The following is a 17,705-nucleotide window of genomic DNA, read 5'->3' as shown; positions in this document are numbered from 1 at the left end:
CCGCATAAAACTACCGCAGTAGCTTGCTGCTACTGCGGTAGTGAATTGTCGCGCAATACCGGTGATGCCGTGCCGCAGCCGGTGCCCCGACGCGTCCTGGCGTCGCGGCTGCCTATTCGATTCCGACGCGCGGACGCACCCACGCGGCGAAGTCGGAAAGGGTGCGGTCGGCTTCCGGGTCGTTGCCCGCAGCGATCGGGTAGACGTGTTGGCGCTCGTCGGCGACGTCGAGGACCACGTCCACGCCCGCGGCGGTTGCCCGATCGAGGAACTGACGTGCGGCGCCGAGCAGATTTTCGTGACCGCCGGCCGCCACGTACACGGGGGGAAAGACTGCGAGGTCCGCATACAGCGGGTTGGTGAGCGCGTCTGTTCGGCTCCGCTCACCGAATGCGATCCCGCCCATCATCACAATGACAGCCTTCTTCGCCAACTGATCGGTGTCTTCATTGATCATCCACAGGCCCTCCCAGTCGAGTCCGGGCGACAGCGCCAACACCGCACCCGGAAGCGGCAGCTCGAGCTGACGCAGGTTCACGACCAATCCGAGCGACAACGTACCGCCGGCGGAGTCTCCCGCGCTGATGATCTTGCCGGGGGCATAACCTTGGTCGATCAACCATTGGTACGCCTTGACACCGTCGTCCAGTTGCGCGGGGAAGAGATTCTCCGGCGCGCGACGATAGTCGATGACGAGTACCCGGGCACCTACCGCCCGAGCGAGGTGGCCGGCAAGTTTTCGATGAGACGCCGCCGACCCGACGATCATTCCACCCCCGTGGAAGTAGAGGATCGCGACTTGCGGATCCGCGTTCTGCGGGATGCACCAGATGCCCTTGAGGCCGTCGATGTCGACGTCGGCATAACTCGCCCCTTCCGGTTCGGTCGCGGCAGTGCTCCATGCTTCTTGCATATCGCGCATGGTCTGGATAGACATCGTCGGATCCGCGGCCATTCTGCTGGACCACTCGATATAGAGTGCCTTCAGAGCGTCGTCGTATGTGGTGGTCATGGCAATTCTCCTTAGATTTGTGAAACTGTGACAGTGCCCGCGACATGCCGGGCGGGGTCAACTGAATTCGCCGGCGACCTGCGTGATCAGCTCGACGGTCGCGTCCTTCGTGAATGCCATCGCCCCACCGTCGACGGTGATGCCGATGCCGGTCACCCAACTGGACAGATCACTGGCGAGAAATAGCGCCACGTTGGCGATGTCGGAGGCATAACCGGTCCGTCCGATGAGCGTCTCACCCGCAATCGCCTCGCCAGCTCGATCGAGGAATCGCTGCGCGTCGGCTTCGGCGATTCCGAACATCTGCGGAATCATCGGAGTCATCACCCCGCCCGGCAGAATCGCATTCGATCGAGTTCCGGTGCCCTTGTTTTCCAGGGCCGTCTGCCGCACCAAGGCCATGACGCCGGCCTTGGCGATCGAGTACGCGGCGCCGTTCCAGCCCGCTTGTAAGGCGGCGATACTCGCCGTCGTGATAATCGAGCCGGCGGTGCCCTGCCGCTGAAACTGCCTGGTCGCATGCTTATGGGCGCTGGCGTGGGCGGTCAGATTGAGTGCGAGGGTCCGGTCAAGACCCTCTCGGCTGATATCGATGATCGGCGATAGATCGCCCGCTGCACCGGCATTGCTGTACATCACGTCAAGTGCGCCGAACTCGTCCACCGCGTAGCGGACTAGTGCATCGATTTGCGCGTCGTCGGTCACATCGGTTTTCTGGAAGCGCGCGCGCTCGCCTAGGCGTTCGGCGGCAGCCACTCCAGCGTCCTCTTGAACGTCGGAGAGGACGACTCGTGCACCATTCGCAACGAATGTCTCCGCAGTCGCCAATCCCATTCCACTCGCCGCACCGGTAATGACGGCAACTTTGCCGTCGAGAAGTCGACTGGCCATTTCTTGCGATCCTTATCTTGAGATGAGCAATTCGTTGCGGGTCAACCGAGTTACATCGTCGGCTGAACTTCCTCGCCGTTGACGAGCAGAGGTTTGCTGCCGACCATGACGAACGCGGTCCGGGTCCATTCGTCGGTGGGGTTGACCCATGTATGGGCCGCGCCGCGTTGAACGATCGTGTCGCCGGGATACAGCCGCGTGGACTGACCGCTGTCGAGAACCACTTCGAGGACTCCGCTCAACACGACGCCGTAGTCGACGGTAAGAGTGCGATGCTCCGGAAACTCGCTGTTGGGGGCCCAATCGACGACGTAGAACGCGCTGCCGTCGTTCGACGGCAGCGTCTCGATCACCACCGCGCCGTCGCGCTGGTCAGCATTGTCGGTTGGGAAGCTGTCGGTCGACCAGATCCTGTTCGCGAACGCCGGCGCCGCCTCGAACGCCTCGACGACGGCGTCGGACAGCACAACCGACTGCCCCTGTTCGTCATGACCAGTGACTACCCGGCGCGCCTCGTGCTTCATCGATTTCCTCCTGCTTAGGCAATGTGACAGTTGTCACGTTCCGTCAAGGTTGACCTACGCAGGTGAGAGAGGCAATTGAAAAATTTCGAACCGCCGGTTTCGACGGCGCAAATCGCCTTCTCGGGCGGAGAATAGACTTACGAACGAAGCTGCCAAGGCTGGCGTTCGCCTGCCAATCACCCGACAAAGGTGAGACGAGGCGACGAAAAATCGTTCGCCAACACAGATTGTTTCGATCCCAAATGGGCAGGATGGGTCAGCAGAGCGCAGCTATTGATATTCACCGAATTTGCAGATACCCGACACAGCCCACCTCTGGCCCTACACGGTTGTGTCGATATTCGTAACGATCAACCCCGAATATTGTCCTTGAAAATCGGACTGATCGATACGAAGCTCGCGAACTCCTCCTTCTTGTCGATGCCATGGCACTATTTCGCCATCAGCATCCTGATCTCCTCGACGTCGACGACCCACTGGATCTTCTGGTCGAGGTTGTGCGTGCCCGTCATCTGCGTCTCTGTGGTCAGCCGGGATTCGATGACTCGATTGTCCGTGGCCGCAAGGGTTGCCGATGTCTAAGTTGTTGGACACCAGCGCTATTCGGCGCGACCAGTCCTAGATGCGCGCGCCGCGGATTCATAGCGATTCGATCTCGGCAGCTCACCACGCGAAGAGTCTGGCCGCAGCGCCGTCCGTCACGAAATCGCCCCGTGTGCGCGCAGATCGGCCAGTCGTTCCGCCGAAAAGCCCCAGTCGGCCAATACCTCATCGGTGTGCTCGCCCGGTTCCGCGGGCGGACGCGCGATGGCACCCGGGGTTCGGCTGAACCGTGGCGCCGGCGCGGGTTGAACCACACCGTCGACGCTCAGGAAGGTCCCGCGCGCCTTGAGGTGCGGGTGATCGGGTGCTTCGGCCAGCGACATCACCGGCGCGAAACAGACTTCCTCGCCGTCGGCCAGCGCACACCACTCATCCCTGGTCTTGGTCCGCACAGCTGCCGCCAGACGCTCGTGCATGGCGGGCCACTGTGATCGGTCGTGCTGATCGGGCATGTCCGCCTCGTCGATGCCGAGCAGCCGCAACGTGTTGCGCCAGAAGCGAGTCTCGTTCGATCCGATGGCAAGCCAACGCCCGTCGGCGGTCTCGTAGGTGTTGTAGAACGGAGCGCCGGAGTCGAGGCGGTTCGATGCGCGACGGTCTTTCCAGTAGCCTGCCGCGTGAAACCCGTAATACAGCGTCATCAGTGACGCCGATCCATCGACCATGGCGGCGTCGATCACCTGTCCCTCTCCCGAGGTGTGCCGTTCCAGAAGCGCTGCCACGATGCCGAAGGCGAGGTACAGCGAACCGCCGCCGAGATCGCCGGCGAGATTGAGCGGTGGCACCGGCGGACCGTCGGTGCTGCCGATCGCGTGTAGCACACCGGTGAGCGCGATGTAGTTGATGTCGTGGCCCGGCGCGTTCGACATCGGACCGCTCTGCCCCCAGCCCGTCATTCGTCCGTAGACGAGCCGCGGGTTGACCTCGAGACACCGATCGGGTCCGAGTCCGAGACGTTCGGTGACGCCGGGCCGGAATCCTTCCACCAACACGTCGGCGTCCCGAACGAGGTCCAGAATTGCCTCGACGGCCGCGGGATTCTTCAAATCGAAGGCGGCGCTTCGTCGTCCACGATTGGTGATGTTGTAGCGGGCCTCTATCGGAGCGCCGCCGTCGTAGCCCGGTGGACGATCGATCCGGATGATGTCTGCGCCGAGATCTGCCAACAGCTGACAGGTGAACGGGATCGGCCCCACACCGCCGAGTTCGATGACCCGCATTCCGACCAGCGGTCCTGACACATTCACGTGCTGCCTCCTCTAGAGGTTCTGATCACTCGAACGCTAGCGAATCCACGTCGTCACGTCTGTTGAAAGTTCGCTAAGCGACGCTTGCCGAGAACGCAATTGACACCGCACCCATCATAGATAATATATTTTAGACACCAATACGACGACGGTCCGAGGCAAGACGATGAACGTACTCGCAGAAATGACCCGGCTCTCCCTGGCACGCCCGGCGTCCGACGCCCACCCTGCCACGATCTCCGCCTGGTATGCCGCCAAGGCTCAGCTTCACGAGTACCTGGCGACGACCGACCGGTTGGAGCACCCCCGCGCGGTCGCGCTGTGCCACTCGGCCCGTGCGAGGTCGGCGGCGCTGTTGTCGGTCGCCGATCAGGACTGATCCGGTCTACACCAGAATCCTCGAGTTGGCGGTCCCCCCGGCTGGTTAAGTGAGTCGAAGCTGCCGGTGGCGGCTGTTTCCCCGCTGGACCGCCATTCTCCGCAGGTTGAGCGAGCGCAGCGAGTCGAAACCACCGGTGGGCCGCCATTCCCCGCTGGTTGAGCGAGTCAAAGTCGCCGTCGGCCCGCCATTCCCCGCTGGTTTGAGCGAGCGCAGCGAGTCGAAACCACCGGTGGGCCGCCATTCCCCGCTGGTTGAGCGAGCGCAGCGAGTCGAAACCACGCAACTCCCGCCGAGAGTCCAACGAGACAAGGGGTCGGCCCGGCGCGCGAAATCTGTTGTGTCACCATGGTTTCGACACGCTCGTCGCTAGCGCTCCTCACGGCTCAACCGGCGGTTGAGGCGCTGGTCGACGAAACCCCGCTCAACCAGCGGTGGGGCCGTCCTCCTCGTCGGGTCGAGCCAGCAATTGCGCGATGAACGCCTGCGTCGCCGGGCTCTGGGCGCGGCCCGTCGGGGTAGCCAGATGAATGCGCCGCACCGCCCACGGCTCGTCTAGTTCGAGGACGGCCACCCGCGACATCACTTCGAAGTCGAGCATGCATTCCGGTACCACTGACACGCCGAGCCCCGAGTCGACGAGCGAGATCGCGACTTCAGCGCTGCGCACGTTGTGGTGCGACGCGAAGTCTTTGCCGAGCCGTCTGGCCGCCGCATGCAACGCACCCATCAGGGCGCGCGGCGCGAGGATGCGCTCGGTCGCCAGATCAGCGAAGGTGACCTGTGATTCACCGCTGAGCGAATGTGCTTGCGGCACAACGGCAACCAAACGATCCTCGCGATAGGGCACGACGTCTACGCCGCTGAGATCGAGATCGTAGGCGGCCGCGAACACTCCGAGGTCGGCTTCACCACGGGACACAAGGCTGATGATGTCGGAGTTCTCGGTCTCGGTGACGGCGATGTCGACGAGCGGAAACTCTTTGGAGTAGACCCGCAGTTCGCGGCCGAGGAACGGCACGATGATGGTGCGCGCCGATGCGATCGAGAACTCCCCTTGCACACCTTCGGTGAGCGCCGCGACTTCGGAACGCATCTCATCGATGCTGCCGAAGATGTCGCGAACGTGACGTTCCAGTACCGCTCCCGCGGCCGTGGGCGCGACGCCTCGTGGTGTGCGCTCAAGCAACTCGACACCCGCGATGTCCTCCAGCACCTGGATGCGTTTGGTCGCCGTCGACGCCGCGATGTTCTCACGAATCGCAGCCAAGCCGATCTGACGCTCCTCGATCGCGGAAAGGAACAGTTGCAGGGTAAACAGGTCCACCTGACGGATCAGATGCATCCTGTTGAATGTCGCCATCGCCCTCTCCTCACACTGTCGGCCGACGCTCGCGATCCGACCGTTCACCGCCCCAACCCTATCGGAGCCCCGAATGCCGACGTCGCCAAATACCTGCGGAGCCGATCATCGGCACTTCACTTCTGGGAAACCCGCGGTTGACCGATTTTCGTTAGGTCGCGCGCTTGCTCGCTACTAGCGTCAGAGTCGGTGCGGCATCACCCGAAATCCTTCGATGCCAGCCCAATCATATTGCAGATCAATAGATTTCATTTGCTCACCAATATCTGGAGAAGATCGCCATGGCAGCACTGAGCTCCGCACGACTGTATCTCGACGGCACCTGGGCCGACGGAGAGGGATCGTCGATCAGCACGGTCAGTCCGTCGACCGGCGGTGTGATCGCGCAGTCCAACGCCGCCGCGACACACCAGATCCAAGCCGCACTGTCGGCCGCGCGCCGCGCATTCGACGGCGGAGAGTGGAGCCGCACCGATGGCGCACAACGTCGACGCCTGCTACACCGGCTGGCCGACCTACTGGAACGTGACCGCTCGGAGATCGCCGAGCTCGCCGCGCACGAACTCGGCACACCGCTGTCGACCGGCGGACCACAGCACGTAGACCTGCCGGTCTCGTTCTTCCGCTGGTTCGCCGATGCTGCCGAACGCGGGCCGCGGGACGGCTACGAGCAACCCATGACGATCTATCCGGGCACGGTTCCGACGAGCGGCATGTTGCTGCGCGAGCCGATCGGCGTGGTCGCCGCGATCCTGGCCTACAACGTGCCGACCCTGATGGCTGCGTTCAAGCTCGGTGGGGCGCTCGCGGCCGGATGCTCGTGCGTGCTGCTCACCTCGCCGAAGTCGATACTGATCACCACGAAATTCGTCGAGCTCATCGACGAAGCGGGCTTCCCGGCGGGAGCAGTCAATCTGGTATTCGGTCCGCCATCGGTCACCGAACAGGTGGTCAGCGCACCCGAAGTGGACATGGTGAGTTTCACCGGCTCCCCCGCGGTCGGCACCGTGATCCAGCAGTTGGCCGCGCCGACGTTGAAGAAGGTGGTGTTGGAGCTCGGCGGCAAGTCGCCCAACATCGTGCTGCCGGGGACGCATCTGTCCTGCGCGGTTCCGGCGTCGTCGCTGCGGTTCACCCGCAACAGCGGCCAGGCTTGCGGCGCGACGACCCGCACGTTCGTTCCGCATGCATTGGTCGACGACTACGTCGCGGCATCCGCGGAGTTCCTCGCGACGCTGCCGGTCGGTGATCCGTTCGACGCGTCCACCGCGATCGGCCCGCTGATCACCGCCGAACATCGCGATCGCGTCGAGGGCTATCTGCAGCGGGCAGTCGCGGCGGGTGGTGCAATTCCGTTGGGCGGCAAGCGCCTTGACTCGGACGGCTTCTATCTCGACGCGACTATCGTGACCGGCCTGCCGAACTCGGCCGAGATCGCGCAGGAGGAGTTGTTCGCTCCGGTGGGGATGGTGATCGGCTACGACGACGTAAACGAGGCAATCGCCCTCGCGAACGACAGCCGATACGCCCTGAACGCCACGGTGTGGGGTCCGACCCCCGACGCGATCGACGTCGCCCGGAAGATCAGATCGGGAACCGTGGCGGTCAACGGCGGCGGCCCGATGCGACCCGACGCGCCGTGGGGCGGCCCCGGCTACAGCGGCATCGGCCGCGAGGGCGGCGAAGAGGGGCTGCGCGAGTTCTTCGAAGTCAAACACGTGCAATGGCCGCTGTGAAGTCTCCGCAAAACACGCCTCGACGTACGTCCCACCGATCGGCTCGGCAAGTAGATTTACCAGAGTGATACTCACCCCAGGCCAGCAGTTCTACCGACACGGACTCCGCAGGATGACGGGGCGGGACATCGACGAAGGGCATCGCGCCGCGACCACCCTCGAGCTCTTCTTCGATCTCACCTTCGTGACTGCTTTCGGGGTCGCCGCCGCACAGTTCGCGCACGGCGTCGCGGCTGGTCACGTCGTCCCGGCCACCATAGCCTTCGCCATCTCACTACTGGCGATCGTGTGGGCATGGACCGGCTATTCGTGGTTCGCGTCGGCTTTCGACAACGACGACTGGTTGTTCCGCGTGTTGACCCTGGTCCAGATGCTCGGCGTGATCATCGTAGCCATCGGCATCCCCGCACTATTCACGTCGATCGAGGACGGCGGTGAACTCGTCGGCGAGGTCATGGTCGTCGGCTACGTGATCATGCGCGTCGCGGTCGTCGCACAGTGGTGTCGGGTGCTGGTCGACGACCCGCGCTACCGCGGACTGGCACTGGGCAACATCGTGAGCGTCAGTGTCGCGCAAGTCGGCTGGGTGGTCTTCATCATCGCGCCGATCTCCTTGCATACCGCCCTGCCGATACTGTGTGTCCTGTGGCTGATCGATCTGAGCGGACCCGCGATCACCGAAGTGCGGAGTCGACGGCGCGGGATCGGGTCTCCATGGCATCCGCACCACATCGCGGAGCGCTACAGTCTGCTGGCGATCATCGCGATCGGTGAGACCATCACCGGAACACTCGCCTCGGCACAGGAGATCTCGTCGGCCCAGGGCTGGTCGTTGTCGACCGTCGTGATCGTGGGCGCGGGCGCGTTGGTGTCGTTCTCGCTCTGGTGGGCGTACTTTCTCCTCCCGTCAGCGCCGATCTTGGCGGTGCGCCGCGACAAAGTACTTCCGTGGGCGTACGGCCATGCCATCGTCTACGCCTCCATTACCGCGGTCGGCGCAGGCGTGCATGTACTCGGCTACGTCTTCGACCATGAGTTTCACGTGAGCACCTTCACCGCGGTGACCACCGTGGCGGTGCCCGTGCTGATCTTCCTCGTCGCGATCTTCGTCCTGCACGCCTGGCTGGTCGGAGCCGTGCCGCGCGATATCGGCCATGTCGTCGCATTCGCCGCGCCACTGTGCGCCATGGCGATGGGCTACTTCGATCTTCCGCTGTGGGCGTGCGTTCTCGTCGTGCTTGCGTCTCCACTGTCGGTGGTCTTCTCCTACGAATTGTGGGAGTGGCGGACACTGGCGGCGCAACTCGATGCGGCGCTCGATCGCGCACACTGAGGCATTGGTTGCGGGACTCGGTTACGACGTCCCGCGGCGTAGCGAGTGTCAAGAATGTTGGACAGTCCGGGCGCAGTGCATCCTGCAACGCTTCTGGGTACTGCCCGCCGGCAACCTACGCCGCGATCGGGCCACCTATGTCAACACCCATACGGTGGCATCGGACGGCAAGATCATCACCATGGCACCGGGCAGGTAGTCCTCAGGCCATCGCGAGTGCTCGCATCTTGTTGTACAGCGTCGAGCGACTGACACCGAGCGCGCGGGCGGCACGTACCTTGTTACCGCCCGCCGCGTCGATCGCAGCCGAGATCAGTTCTCGTTCCGCCTGCTGCACAGGCGAATTCGGGACTGCCACCTGCCGATGGCTCGGTGGCAGGTCGGCCGGGATGATGTCCCCCACCGAGCGCACCCGTACCAATCCCTCGATGACGCGCCGCAGTTCGGTCAGGTTGCCCGGCCACCGTTGAGCCGACAACACCCGCAACGTCTCCGCGGTGAGTCGACTCGTGTTGCTCGACGCGATCTGCGCAAGCATCTGCTGCGCCAAGTGCGGTATCTCGTGGGGGCGATTGCGCAGCGGCACCAGATCTTCGCGGGCGACACACTGGGCCAAGATGGGTGCGATGTCATCGGCGAGGCGATCGCTGCCCGACGCCGTGAGCACCACCCGACGCTCCGACGTCGCCAGCGCCTTGGCCACCGCCGCGGTGACCAACGGCGGCAGCAGGTGTACGTTTTCGACGATGAGCCCCGGTGCCGACGCGGCCAGCATGTCCCGGATCGCGGTGCACCACGCCTGTTCACCATGCCAGGCGACGTCTGCGGCGTCGATTGTCGCAGCGTCTGCGCCGGCCTGCCGACGCGCGAAAGTCTTTCGCCCCGAACCTGTCTCGCCGACGACGAGCAGCGGCGTATCGAGCTGTCGGCCCGCCGCCAGAGCGCCCGACGACTCCGGCGAGGTGATCAGATCCACCAGCACGGCATCGGCGTCGTCGACCGCCGTACACCGCAGGTCCAGCGACCGACCCGACGCCAGCGTCACACGTTGTTCGACGTCGCGGCCGGCCGGTCGCGACGTCGAACGCACCTCGTCGGCGACGGCGCGAAGCACGGCATGGTCGGCGGTATCGAGCAGGTCGAGCGCCGCGGGAGTGGCGAGGACGAGGTTGTCCGCGACCAAGACGACGGGCCGTCGTCTGCCACGCCCAGATGCCGCGTGAAATGTGGCGACCAGTCGGCGGTGGGAGTCCGCCGCGGATTCTGCCAACCGCGCCTCGATGTCAGCGACCAGCTGCTTGACGACGACCCCGAACAACCCGTGCTGTTCGGAGATGCCACCGATGTTCATCACACCCTCGACACGTTTGGTCACCGGATTGACGATGGGATGGCCGTAGCAGGTGAAGTCGCGAAACGCGGTCATATAGTGGTCGGCGCCGTACATCAGCAGGCCCCTGCGGATCTCCAGCGGTGTACCGATCGCGTTTGCGCCAACGACGTCTTCACCCAGCCGGGTGCCGGGTACAATACCCAACTCCCCCAGCCCATCTCGTAAGCGCTTCTCTTCGAATCGGGTATGCAGGACGCGCGCGTCATGGTCGGCCAGCACCAGTCCGAGTTGCGTGTCGGCAAGATCTTGGGCCGCTCGGTTCAGGACCGGACGCGCGGCGCGCAGCAGACGGCTCGACGCTGCGTCGAACGACTCGCAGGGCGTCGGGAGAACCGATTCGTCGACGCGGTTGAGTCGCGACCGCGTCCACGCGGCTCCGATCGCGACATCACGCACGCTGGGAGCCGGGGCTCGTCGCACCTCTATCGCAGGACGTGTCAGCACGTCGTCCATCTGCATCACCTCGCCAAACACGTGAGAACCGGCCGGAGACGCCAGCCGTGGCTCAGTATGCCACAGCTCACAATATATAATGTGCAGATTGTGCGATCCCGCACTTTGATAGCCATCGGCAGCTACCGAGGTTTAGGTGTTGTCGTTATCCATGACTGCCAACGTCCACTTCGTTTCGTTGACGCATACCTCGTGTTGAGGGTGCGGTGAGTGTGATCCGCCGGGCAGAATGCGCTGGGGCTGATTGGAAACTGCCTGCTCAGCGGTGACGGGGTGAATGTCCCCCCCGGCGCCGGTGACGGGGCAGAGTGCAATCGGCCGCCCGGGCCAGCGGGCGGCGATACCGCACTGTTCAACTGCGACATTCCGCTGGTGGTGGTGGTGTCGCGTCCAGTTTCCGGTAGCGATGCGATGGCAGTGTCGGGGCGGTCACCGGGGTGAATCGATTCGTTGTCACTGCTGGGGCGGTTGAGGGTTGTATGGATGCTGCAGTCGGGATTGTCAGGTGAGCGTTCCGCGGTGTCGGTGTCGGTCAATCGCGGTGTCGGTCGCAAGACCATGGCACCGCGGGTAGTGGTGGGCGCCTTCGGCGGTCCGGCGTGCGTCGGACACTGCCGACGCGATGCTGCTGCGGCAGCGCAACAAGACGGCGGCTCGATGCTCGCCTCGTCTATTCTTCGTGTGCTAATCGTTCGCACTGCGGTGGCCGATGTCCCACTGCGGTAACCGAATTCGCGCCACCGTAACCCCTTCCCGCTGCGGTGGTTTACGTCCGCGGGAACGAGTTACCGCCGCGGGAGTTCGACTACCGCCGCGCAAACGCATTGCGCGCAACCCGCTTCGCCACTTCCTGCTGGTTGAGCGAGGCGAAGCCGAGTCGAAACCACTGTGACGCTGCGGGATTCGTCATTGCTCGGCGGATGGGGTTTCGACTCGCTCCGCTCGCTCAACCTGGATCCACCGATGACACCCGCTCCGCTGGTTGAGCCGGACGAGCGCCGTGCTGAGCGAGGCGCTATCCGAGTCGAAGTAGCGCTAGCCGCGTCCGTGTCGAAACCTCTCAGCCACAACGACTTTCGATGATGCGCGCCAATATCGTCGATGACACCCGGCAAGTGACGCGTGTCCACCCCTTCTCGCCGCACCTGCTCGGCTTGGGTGCACACCCCTCGATGTTCGATACCATCACAGTTCGACAAGTGCGCTACCATCAAATGCATTGTGGTACAGAGGTTTCGACACGCTCGTCGCTAGCGCTCCTCGCGGCTCAACCAGCAGATGGAGTGCCCCCAACCGGTGAAACCAGGCTCAACCGGCAGAGCAACGCAACGCCATACAACTCTTTAAGTGCGATACCACTGGTGCACAAGAGACGCGAGTCCATCTCAACCCGTGCCCCGGCACGAGCGACGAACCGTACCTCCGATATTGCGACCACGGCCACGGTCGAACGCCCGCGGGCAGTTCCGACCGTTTAGCCACGGACACCCCCACTACGCGGTCACGAACACGCCCGTCGCGCCGTCGGAGAACACCACACCGGTGTCGACCGCGGGCCAGCCGGTCGGCGCGAGCCGTCCACCTGGTTCCACCCGGTACGTGAACACCTTCTCCGTACCGGACACCGTCAACGTGTCAATCACGTAGAGCCACTTGCCATCCGGGCTCAGCACGACACGGCCCGGGAAGTGACCGGCAGGGCTTGGCGCGTCGGCCGACGGCAACGCTGTCAGCGTTCCATCACCGCCGATGCGGAAGCCGCTGACTCCGGGGCCACCGGTTTGCGGCAGGTACAGATACCTGCTGTCTGCGCTGATGGCCATCCCGTGGGGCAGCACTTTTGTCGCAACCGTTCCGATCGACCGCAGCGTGCCGTCGGACGCGATGGACCACCCGGAGATGTCGTTGGTGCCCTCGTTGGTGATGTACAGGAACCGGCCGTCGGGCGTAACCGAAGGCAATGCCGGACGGTCGCCGGTGCGCATCGTCGGTCCCACCGGGTGCAGCGAGCCGTCGGATCCGACGCGGAAGGAGTTCATCGTCGCGCCGATGAAGCTCGGCGCGAAGACGAAGCGGCCGTCGGGCGACACCGTCGGGATCGACAGGCCGCTCGTCGCACCGGGAATCGACGTCTCACCCGTTGCGCGCAGCGATCCGTCGGGCGCGATGAGGTAGCTGGTGATCGCGTTGGTGACGCCGCCCGAGGTGACGAACAGACGGCGTCCGTCCGGGCTCACCACCGCCCCGACGACGGGCTTACCCGGCACGATCCGGGTATGTGGCAGCCGCGTCAGCGTCCCGCTGCCGGACAGCCGCCACCCTTGAAGCGTTCCCGAAATGGTATGTGCGACATAGACATAGCGTCCCCTCGGGCTGACAGCGACGGCCAACGTGCCGGCCTCGATCGGCATCGGCGCACCGACCCGCGACAACCGACCGTTCTGCTCACGCAGAACCGAAAGAGCTCCCGACCCAGTTCCGCCCACCAGCAGGAAGGCCGGATCGGACGGTGGCGGCGCTGCCGCCGCCGGCGCTCCGGCGAGGAGAACCAGCGACGCTGCCACCAGCGCCGTCACCGTGACCCGACGTTTCGCCCGTTGTCGTACTCGCCCCTGCTTCATGCACGTCCCTTCCCTGCCAATGGTCGTCAACGCCGAACGGATCAGGGTTGCACACCCATCTCGGGACCGATGTACTCCTTCACGCGAATCGCCTTGCCGTCCTTGGCTTCCACCAGCTGAATCAAATGAAGCTTCATCATCTGACCGCCCATCGACACCTCGGTGGAGCACTCGTTGAAGAAGCCCTTCTCGGTGAAGGTGATTCCCTCGGGCACGAAGGTCGGGACGACGCCGTCCGTGGATCGCTCGTAGACGGCAGCGACAGCTTGGGGCACGGAGACCCACAGGTCATCGGCACTGTGCCAGACGAGGCAGTCCTCGGTCGCGATCTCGATGAACAAATCGATGTCGGACAGTGCCTTGACCCAGTTGTCCGCGAGTTCCGCGGTGGCTTTGTCGAGTGTGAAGCTCATGTTGATTCCTTTCGGTCGGGTGTATCCCTCCTCATGAATCGTGCTCGGAATCAACACCCGTGCCTGTCCAGATTCTTGGACATTCTCAGTCGGGGCGGCCAACCTTCGCCGGGCGTACCCGCGCGATCATGTCGGCGACGCCGGCGACGTGTTCGAGGTCGAAGACCGCGTCGATGACGTGGTCGGCGTCGGCCGCACTGAGCACACCGTCGACGTTGTGGCGGAACTTGGCGATCAGCTCATCGTCGGTCAGGTACGTCTCCGGGTCGGGCGACAGGACGCCCTTCGGATATTGCCGATCGCCGGTGAAGGTCGTACCGCGGGCAGTCAGTTCGAGGCGGGTGGTGCGAGCTGACGGATCGGCCGCGAGCGCCTGCGCGAAGTCGGGATGAGCGTGGAAAGTCGATCGCGTCATCAGGTCGAGTACCGATCGGTCGTGCACCGCGTGGTCGGTCTGCCAGTCCTTCCCGGGCGCAATCCGATGCGCCGCCAGAGCCAGTCCATGGGTCATCGAGAACTGTGCGTCGCGGGGATTGCGAATGTCTTCGTTCACCCAGACGGGTTGCATCACGAAGCTCTCGCCCCACGCGTCGATGGAGTCGATCTCGTGCGGGGCGATGTCGTTCTCGGTCACGATCTCGATCAGTGCGTCGAACAGACCGTGCATGACGCGGCAGTGCGGGTAGGGCTTGAACGCCTGGAACTGGGTGAACGTCCATTCCTCGCCCAGGTCGGCGGTGATCGGCGCGGGCTCCCAGCGTGTGGTGCCGATGAAGCGGGGAAAGCCGAATTCGCGGTCGTCGAGCATCTGGCGATCACCGGTGTGGCCGAGCTCGGCCATCGCCGCGGCGGTCACCGTGGACAGCGCCAGCCCGCCGGCGAGTTGGTATTTGATCGTGGTCGACGGCGCGTGCATCATCCAGGCCCGCTGCGTGTTGGTCGGCATCGTCGATCCCATGATGCCGAGGGCATCGGCCATCGTGTCGACCGAAAAGCCTTTCACCACACCGATTCCGGCGGTCCCGCCGAACAGCGTGCTGCTGTAGCCGATGACCTTCGGAATCGTCACAACGCCGTCTTTGATGTCGCGGAGATAGTCGGTCGCCTTGCCGATCCGGAACGACATCTCGTGCGCGACGGCGATCGCCGCCAGCAACCGCTCGCCGGAGACGTTCGAGGCTTCCGCCGTCGCCAGCGTGCCCGGGACAACGTAGGGCGTCACATGTCCCGGCGGCAGAACGGCGTCCTGATCCAGAGCGTTGACCAACTCGGCGTTGGCGAATGCGGCGCCGCCCACCGACGTCGACCGCGACGTTCCCAGGATCGACGCCGGTCCCCGCTCCCCGCCGAGTTGTTGACCGAATGCGACGCCGCGCTGTGCCGCGACGTCGTCGAGCGATGCGACCGCACATCCGAGAGTGTCGAGCAGGATTCGTTTCGATTCGGACACTACCGCGTCCGGCAGCGCGTCCAGCGTCGTCTGGGAGGCGAACTCGGCCAGTCGCTCCACGATTGTCGGCATCAGTTGACCCCTTGCTTGTCGAAGTATCTCTCAGTCTGTACTCGACGGGGCGTTAGGCACATCTGCCGTAGGTCGTACTTTTATCCGCCGATGGGCAGATGCCGATTCACGTTTCGAAAGCGCTGACATAGAGTCGACGCGGTGCGCGGACAGGATCCCAGCACGCGGTGAGGTAGTTCCCATTTCGCTGCACGGTCGAGGTGAGCAGCGTCGGCGTGCGGGGCGGACCGTGCTGCCCTACTGACCGCAGCGACACCTCGGTCGGCACCGGAGTCGGAGCGGGCAGGCCGGAGTCGTGAACGATCCGCGCCAACCGCTGCGGTGATGACGTGTCGACGACGAGGTAGGCGCCCGGATCGCGAAACGCGCTGGTGTACTCCCCGTAGTCGACGTGATCATCGTCGGCCAACGCCAGACCCAGGGCGCGGGCCAGACTCCGCGCAGCATCCACGGATTCGTAGGTATGTACTGACATTCCGCGGTCGAAAGATCTCAGAGCGTACCAACCCAGCGCCACCGGTCCGGCCAGTAAACCGATGACCATCACCAGTATGAGCAGCATTCGGGCCGGAGTTCGGTGATCGGGCTCCTCGCTCACCGACTGTGCCACCGGCCTCGATCTCGGCGGCAGGCTGGGGCATTCGACGTAGTCATCTGTCCAGACTGCCTGATATGGTCGATCGATGTCCGAATTCCGCAAAGGCATATGACGCCGGCACGCGAAAGTGCGAGCACTCGCACGCTGACCGTCCTCGTCGACCGGCTCGCCGTCGAAGACGGCCAGATCGAACCGCCCGCCGTCGGCGAGGTGACGTCGTTTCCACTGCTGTTCGTCGAAACATCTGCGGGACAACCTGATTCGACGACGGTACGCGCGACACTCGAACCCGACGGACGCGATCCCATACAGCGCGAGACGTCGTGGTGGTGGCGCGGACTGCTCCGCGGCGACGGCTGGACCGCGACCTGGTATGGACCCCGGCCGCGGACCGGGCGGGTGGAGGTGACGGGCCAGTTCACGGGCGTGATCGGTATCGACTCCTCCGGTAGCGTGCGGGGACGCGTGACGAAGGTCGACGTCGCCATCGAGTACTGGAATCGGGTCGACACCCGCGAGCGCTGGGCTTCGATTCCCAATCGACGCGACTACCGCAGCGTGCAACGGTCACCTCGCTTCTTCGACGACGAACGCCACGACGACGCCCCGCCCAGTCCGGCGCGCGCCGAGATCGGCGTGCTCATCACGCTCGATCTCGACGACGTTCCCGAACTACCGCTGCGCAGAGACTTCGTCACGGGCTCGGTGTCCGCGGTCCAGACGCGTATCTGGGTCGTCGACCGAGCGCTTCCCGCGGTCGCATGCATCGACGGAAATGCCACGCCCACAATGCATCTGCTACCAGCGCCGGTAACCTACGGCCGACGCGTATGGGCGACGCCGACCGGATGCTGGGTCGGCGGCTCCGACGGTACCTTTCGAGTCGACCTCGACGCTCGGATCGGCCGTCGAGTGAGTGACATCGGCACCACCGTCTGCGCCGTCAATGGTGAGTGGCTCCTCGCGTGTACTGCGACCGGTCCCTGGCAGATCCACACGCCGCGGGGCGACGCCCTACCCGTCGAACCCCCGGATGGCACACCCGTCAGCGCGGTCGCCGACGCCGAGGGCATCGTCGTGTTGCTCGAGGTGCGCAACGCCAGTCGACGTCGCCTGAGGTTGATCCGGGTCGACCCGGCCGGCGTATGCACTGCGGGCCCGGTCCTGGACACCCCGCATCGCTCGATCGGGATTACACAACTCCTCGGCAATCCGTTGACACTCGCCCACCAAGACGGATTCAGCTCGGTCACAACCGATCTCGACATCGGTACCACCAGGTCCGTGCCACGCTCGTTCTTCGGTGCCGGAACCGTCGGCGAGTACATCTGGATCATCGGCCATCCGCCCACTCGGTGCGGTCGAACCTGGTGGCCGCTGGCGGGACCGGTCGAGTACGACCTGAGCCGAGGCAAGTTCTGGCTGGTCACGATTCTCGATCGGGCACGCTTGCAGCCAGTTCATGTGGCTCCGGTCCTGTCGTCGGGCCCGTCGGTGACCGTGGATGCGTCGGGCACGATCTGGCTCGCATCAGCGGGCGAACTCGTACGGATCTCCGACATGGGCGGCTCGATGCAGTGGCCCGACACGGTCGACGTCGTCGTACCCGAGCCGTGA

The 17,705-nt window shown here is 64.4% G+C and carries 15 protein-coding genes; 5 read left to right on the top strand and 10 right to left on the bottom strand.

The annotated features are described in order from the left end of the window. Positions 1 to 112: 112 nt before the first annotated feature. From HH308_RS17850 to HH308_RS17830, 4 genes are all read right to left on the bottom strand, one after another. A complete protein-coding gene (locus HH308_RS17850) occupies positions 113 to 1,012 on the bottom strand; it encodes an alpha/beta hydrolase (RefSeq protein ID WP_170195579.1) in 900 nt (299 codons plus the stop codon). Between the two features lie 57 nt (positions 1,013 to 1,069). Beyond that, positions 1,070 to 1,903, bottom strand: coding sequence for an SDR family NAD(P)-dependent oxidoreductase (locus HH308_RS17845; protein WP_170195578.1), 834 nt, complete (start codon positions 1,901 to 1,903; stop codon positions 1,070 to 1,072). Positions 1,904 to 1,953: 50 nt separating this feature from the next. Beyond that, the gene (locus tag HH308_RS17840; protein ID WP_170195577.1) at positions 1,954 to 2,427 is read right to left on the bottom strand and encodes a cupin domain-containing protein; all 474 of its coding nucleotides are present in this window, start codon (positions 2,425 to 2,427) and stop codon (positions 1,954 to 1,956) included. Positions 2,428 to 3,125: 698 nt separating this feature from the next. Beyond that, positions 3,126 to 4,250: a CaiB/BaiF CoA transferase family protein gene (locus HH308_RS17830; RefSeq protein ID WP_211188586.1), complete on the bottom strand. Its 1,125-nt coding sequence runs from the start codon at positions 4,248 to 4,250 to the stop codon at positions 3,126 to 3,128. Between the two features lie 193 nt (positions 4,251 to 4,443). Here HH308_RS17830 and HH308_RS17825 point away from each other — a divergent pair, with 193 nt between their 5' ends. Continuing rightward, positions 4,444 to 4,656: a hypothetical protein gene (locus tag HH308_RS17825; RefSeq protein WP_170195575.1), complete on the top strand. Its 213-nt coding sequence runs from the start codon at positions 4,444 to 4,446 to the stop codon at positions 4,654 to 4,656. 424 nt (positions 4,657 to 5,080) lie between these two features. Here the strand turns inward: HH308_RS17825 and HH308_RS17820 are convergent, their stop codons facing one another. Next, positions 5,081 to 6,019 carry a LysR family transcriptional regulator gene (locus HH308_RS17820; protein WP_170195574.1) on the bottom strand — a complete coding sequence of 313 codons (939 nt, stop codon included), beginning with the start codon at positions 6,017 to 6,019 and terminating at the stop codon, positions 5,081 to 5,083. A 281-nt stretch (positions 6,020 to 6,300) separates the two neighbouring features. Between HH308_RS17820 and HH308_RS17815 the strand changes: the two genes are divergently transcribed. From HH308_RS17815 to HH308_RS17805, 3 genes are all read left to right on the top strand, one after another. Then, entirely contained in the window at positions 6,301 to 7,755 is a 1,455-nt protein-coding gene (locus tag HH308_RS17815; RefSeq protein ID WP_170195573.1) for an aldehyde dehydrogenase family protein, read from the top strand. Positions 7,756 to 7,819: 64 nt separating this feature from the next. Then, entirely contained in the window at positions 7,820 to 9,088 is a 1,269-nt protein-coding gene (locus HH308_RS17810) for a low temperature requirement protein A (protein WP_170195572.1), read from the top strand. A 4-nt stretch (positions 9,089 to 9,092) separates the two neighbouring features. Then, entirely contained in the window at positions 9,093 to 9,287 is a 195-nt protein-coding gene (locus HH308_RS17805) for a hypothetical protein (protein WP_170195571.1), read from the top strand. A gap of 3 nt (positions 9,288 to 9,290) precedes the next feature. On the opposite strand, the gene HH308_RS17800 is transcribed toward HH308_RS17805, so the two are convergent. From HH308_RS17800 to HH308_RS17780, 5 genes are all read right to left on the bottom strand, one after another. Then, a complete protein-coding gene (locus tag HH308_RS17800) occupies positions 9,291 to 10,934 on the bottom strand; it encodes a sigma-54-dependent Fis family transcriptional regulator (RefSeq protein ID WP_170195570.1) in 1,644 nt (547 codons plus the stop codon). 1,493 nt (positions 10,935 to 12,427) lie between these two features. After that, entirely contained in the window at positions 12,428 to 13,555 is a 1,128-nt protein-coding gene (locus HH308_RS17795; protein WP_170195569.1) for a lactonase family protein, read from the bottom strand. A gap of 41 nt (positions 13,556 to 13,596) precedes the next feature. Next, positions 13,597 to 13,968 (bottom strand): hypothetical protein, encoded by a 372-nt coding sequence (locus HH308_RS17790; protein WP_170195568.1) that lies wholly within the window; start codon positions 13,966 to 13,968, stop codon positions 13,597 to 13,599. Between the two features lie 85 nt (positions 13,969 to 14,053). Then, positions 14,054 to 15,490, bottom strand: coding sequence for an MmgE/PrpD family protein (locus HH308_RS17785; RefSeq protein ID WP_170195567.1), 1,437 nt, complete (start codon positions 15,488 to 15,490; stop codon positions 14,054 to 14,056). 106 nt (positions 15,491 to 15,596) lie between these two features. Then, positions 15,597 to 16,052, bottom strand: a complete 456-nt coding sequence (locus HH308_RS17780; RefSeq protein WP_170195566.1) for a hypothetical protein — start codon at positions 16,050 to 16,052, stop codon at positions 15,597 to 15,599. Between the two features lie 144 nt (positions 16,053 to 16,196). On the opposite strand from HH308_RS17780, the gene HH308_RS17775 reads away from it, so the two are divergent. Next, entirely contained in the window at positions 16,197 to 17,705 is a 1,509-nt protein-coding gene (locus HH308_RS17775) for a hypothetical protein (RefSeq protein WP_170195565.1), read from the top strand.

This window comes from Gordonia asplenii (assembly GCF_012933505.1).
Lineage (GTDB): Bacteria > Actinomycetota > Actinomycetes > Mycobacteriales > Mycobacteriaceae > Gordonia > Gordonia asplenii.
This window is presented reverse-complemented; position numbering and strand designations above follow the sequence as displayed.

What these genes read in the sequence shown, in the direction of transcription:
- HH308_RS17845 (WP_170195578.1), bottom strand. Translation starts at nt 1,903, where the DNA reads ATGGCCAGTCGACTTCTCGACGGCAAAGTTGCCGTCATTACCGGTGCG.
- HH308_RS17780 (WP_170195566.1), bottom strand. Translation starts at nt 16,052, where the DNA reads ATGCTGCTCATACTGGTGATGGTCATCGGTTTACTGGCCGGACCGGTG.
- HH308_RS17775 (WP_170195565.1), top strand. Translation starts at nt 16,197, where the DNA reads ATGACGCCGGCACGCGAAAGTGCGAGCACTCGCACGCTGACCGTCCTC.
- HH308_RS17820 (WP_170195574.1), bottom strand. Translation starts at nt 6,019, where the DNA reads ATGGCGACATTCAACAGGATGCATCTGATCCGTCAGGTGGACCTGTTT.
- HH308_RS17800 (WP_170195570.1), bottom strand. Translation starts at nt 10,934, where the DNA reads ATGGACGACGTGCTGACACGTCCTGCGATAGAGGTGCGACGAGCCCCG.
- HH308_RS17795 (WP_170195569.1), bottom strand. Translation starts at nt 13,555, where the DNA reads ATGAAGCAGGGGCGAGTACGACAACGGGCGAAACGTCGGGTCACGGTG.
- HH308_RS17850 (WP_170195579.1), bottom strand. Translation starts at nt 1,012, where the DNA reads ATGACCACCACATACGACGACGCTCTGAAGGCACTCTATATCGAGTGG.
- HH308_RS17790 (WP_170195568.1), bottom strand. Translation starts at nt 13,968, where the DNA reads ATGAGCTTCACACTCGACAAAGCCACCGCGGAACTCGCGGACAACTGG.
- HH308_RS17825 (WP_170195575.1), top strand. Translation starts at nt 4,444, where the DNA reads ATGAACGTACTCGCAGAAATGACCCGGCTCTCCCTGGCACGCCCGGCG.
- HH308_RS17785 (WP_170195567.1), bottom strand. Translation starts at nt 15,490, where the DNA reads ATGCCGACAATCGTGGAGCGACTGGCCGAGTTCGCCTCCCAGACGACG.
- HH308_RS17830 (WP_211188586.1), bottom strand. Translation starts at nt 4,250, where the DNA reads ATGCGGGTCATCGAACTCGGCGGTGTGGGGCCGATCCCGTTCACCTGT.
- HH308_RS17840 (WP_170195577.1), bottom strand. Translation starts at nt 2,427, where the DNA reads ATGAAGCACGAGGCGCGCCGGGTAGTCACTGGTCATGACGAACAGGGG.
- HH308_RS17815 (WP_170195573.1), top strand. Translation starts at nt 6,301, where the DNA reads ATGGCAGCACTGAGCTCCGCACGACTGTATCTCGACGGCACCTGGGCC.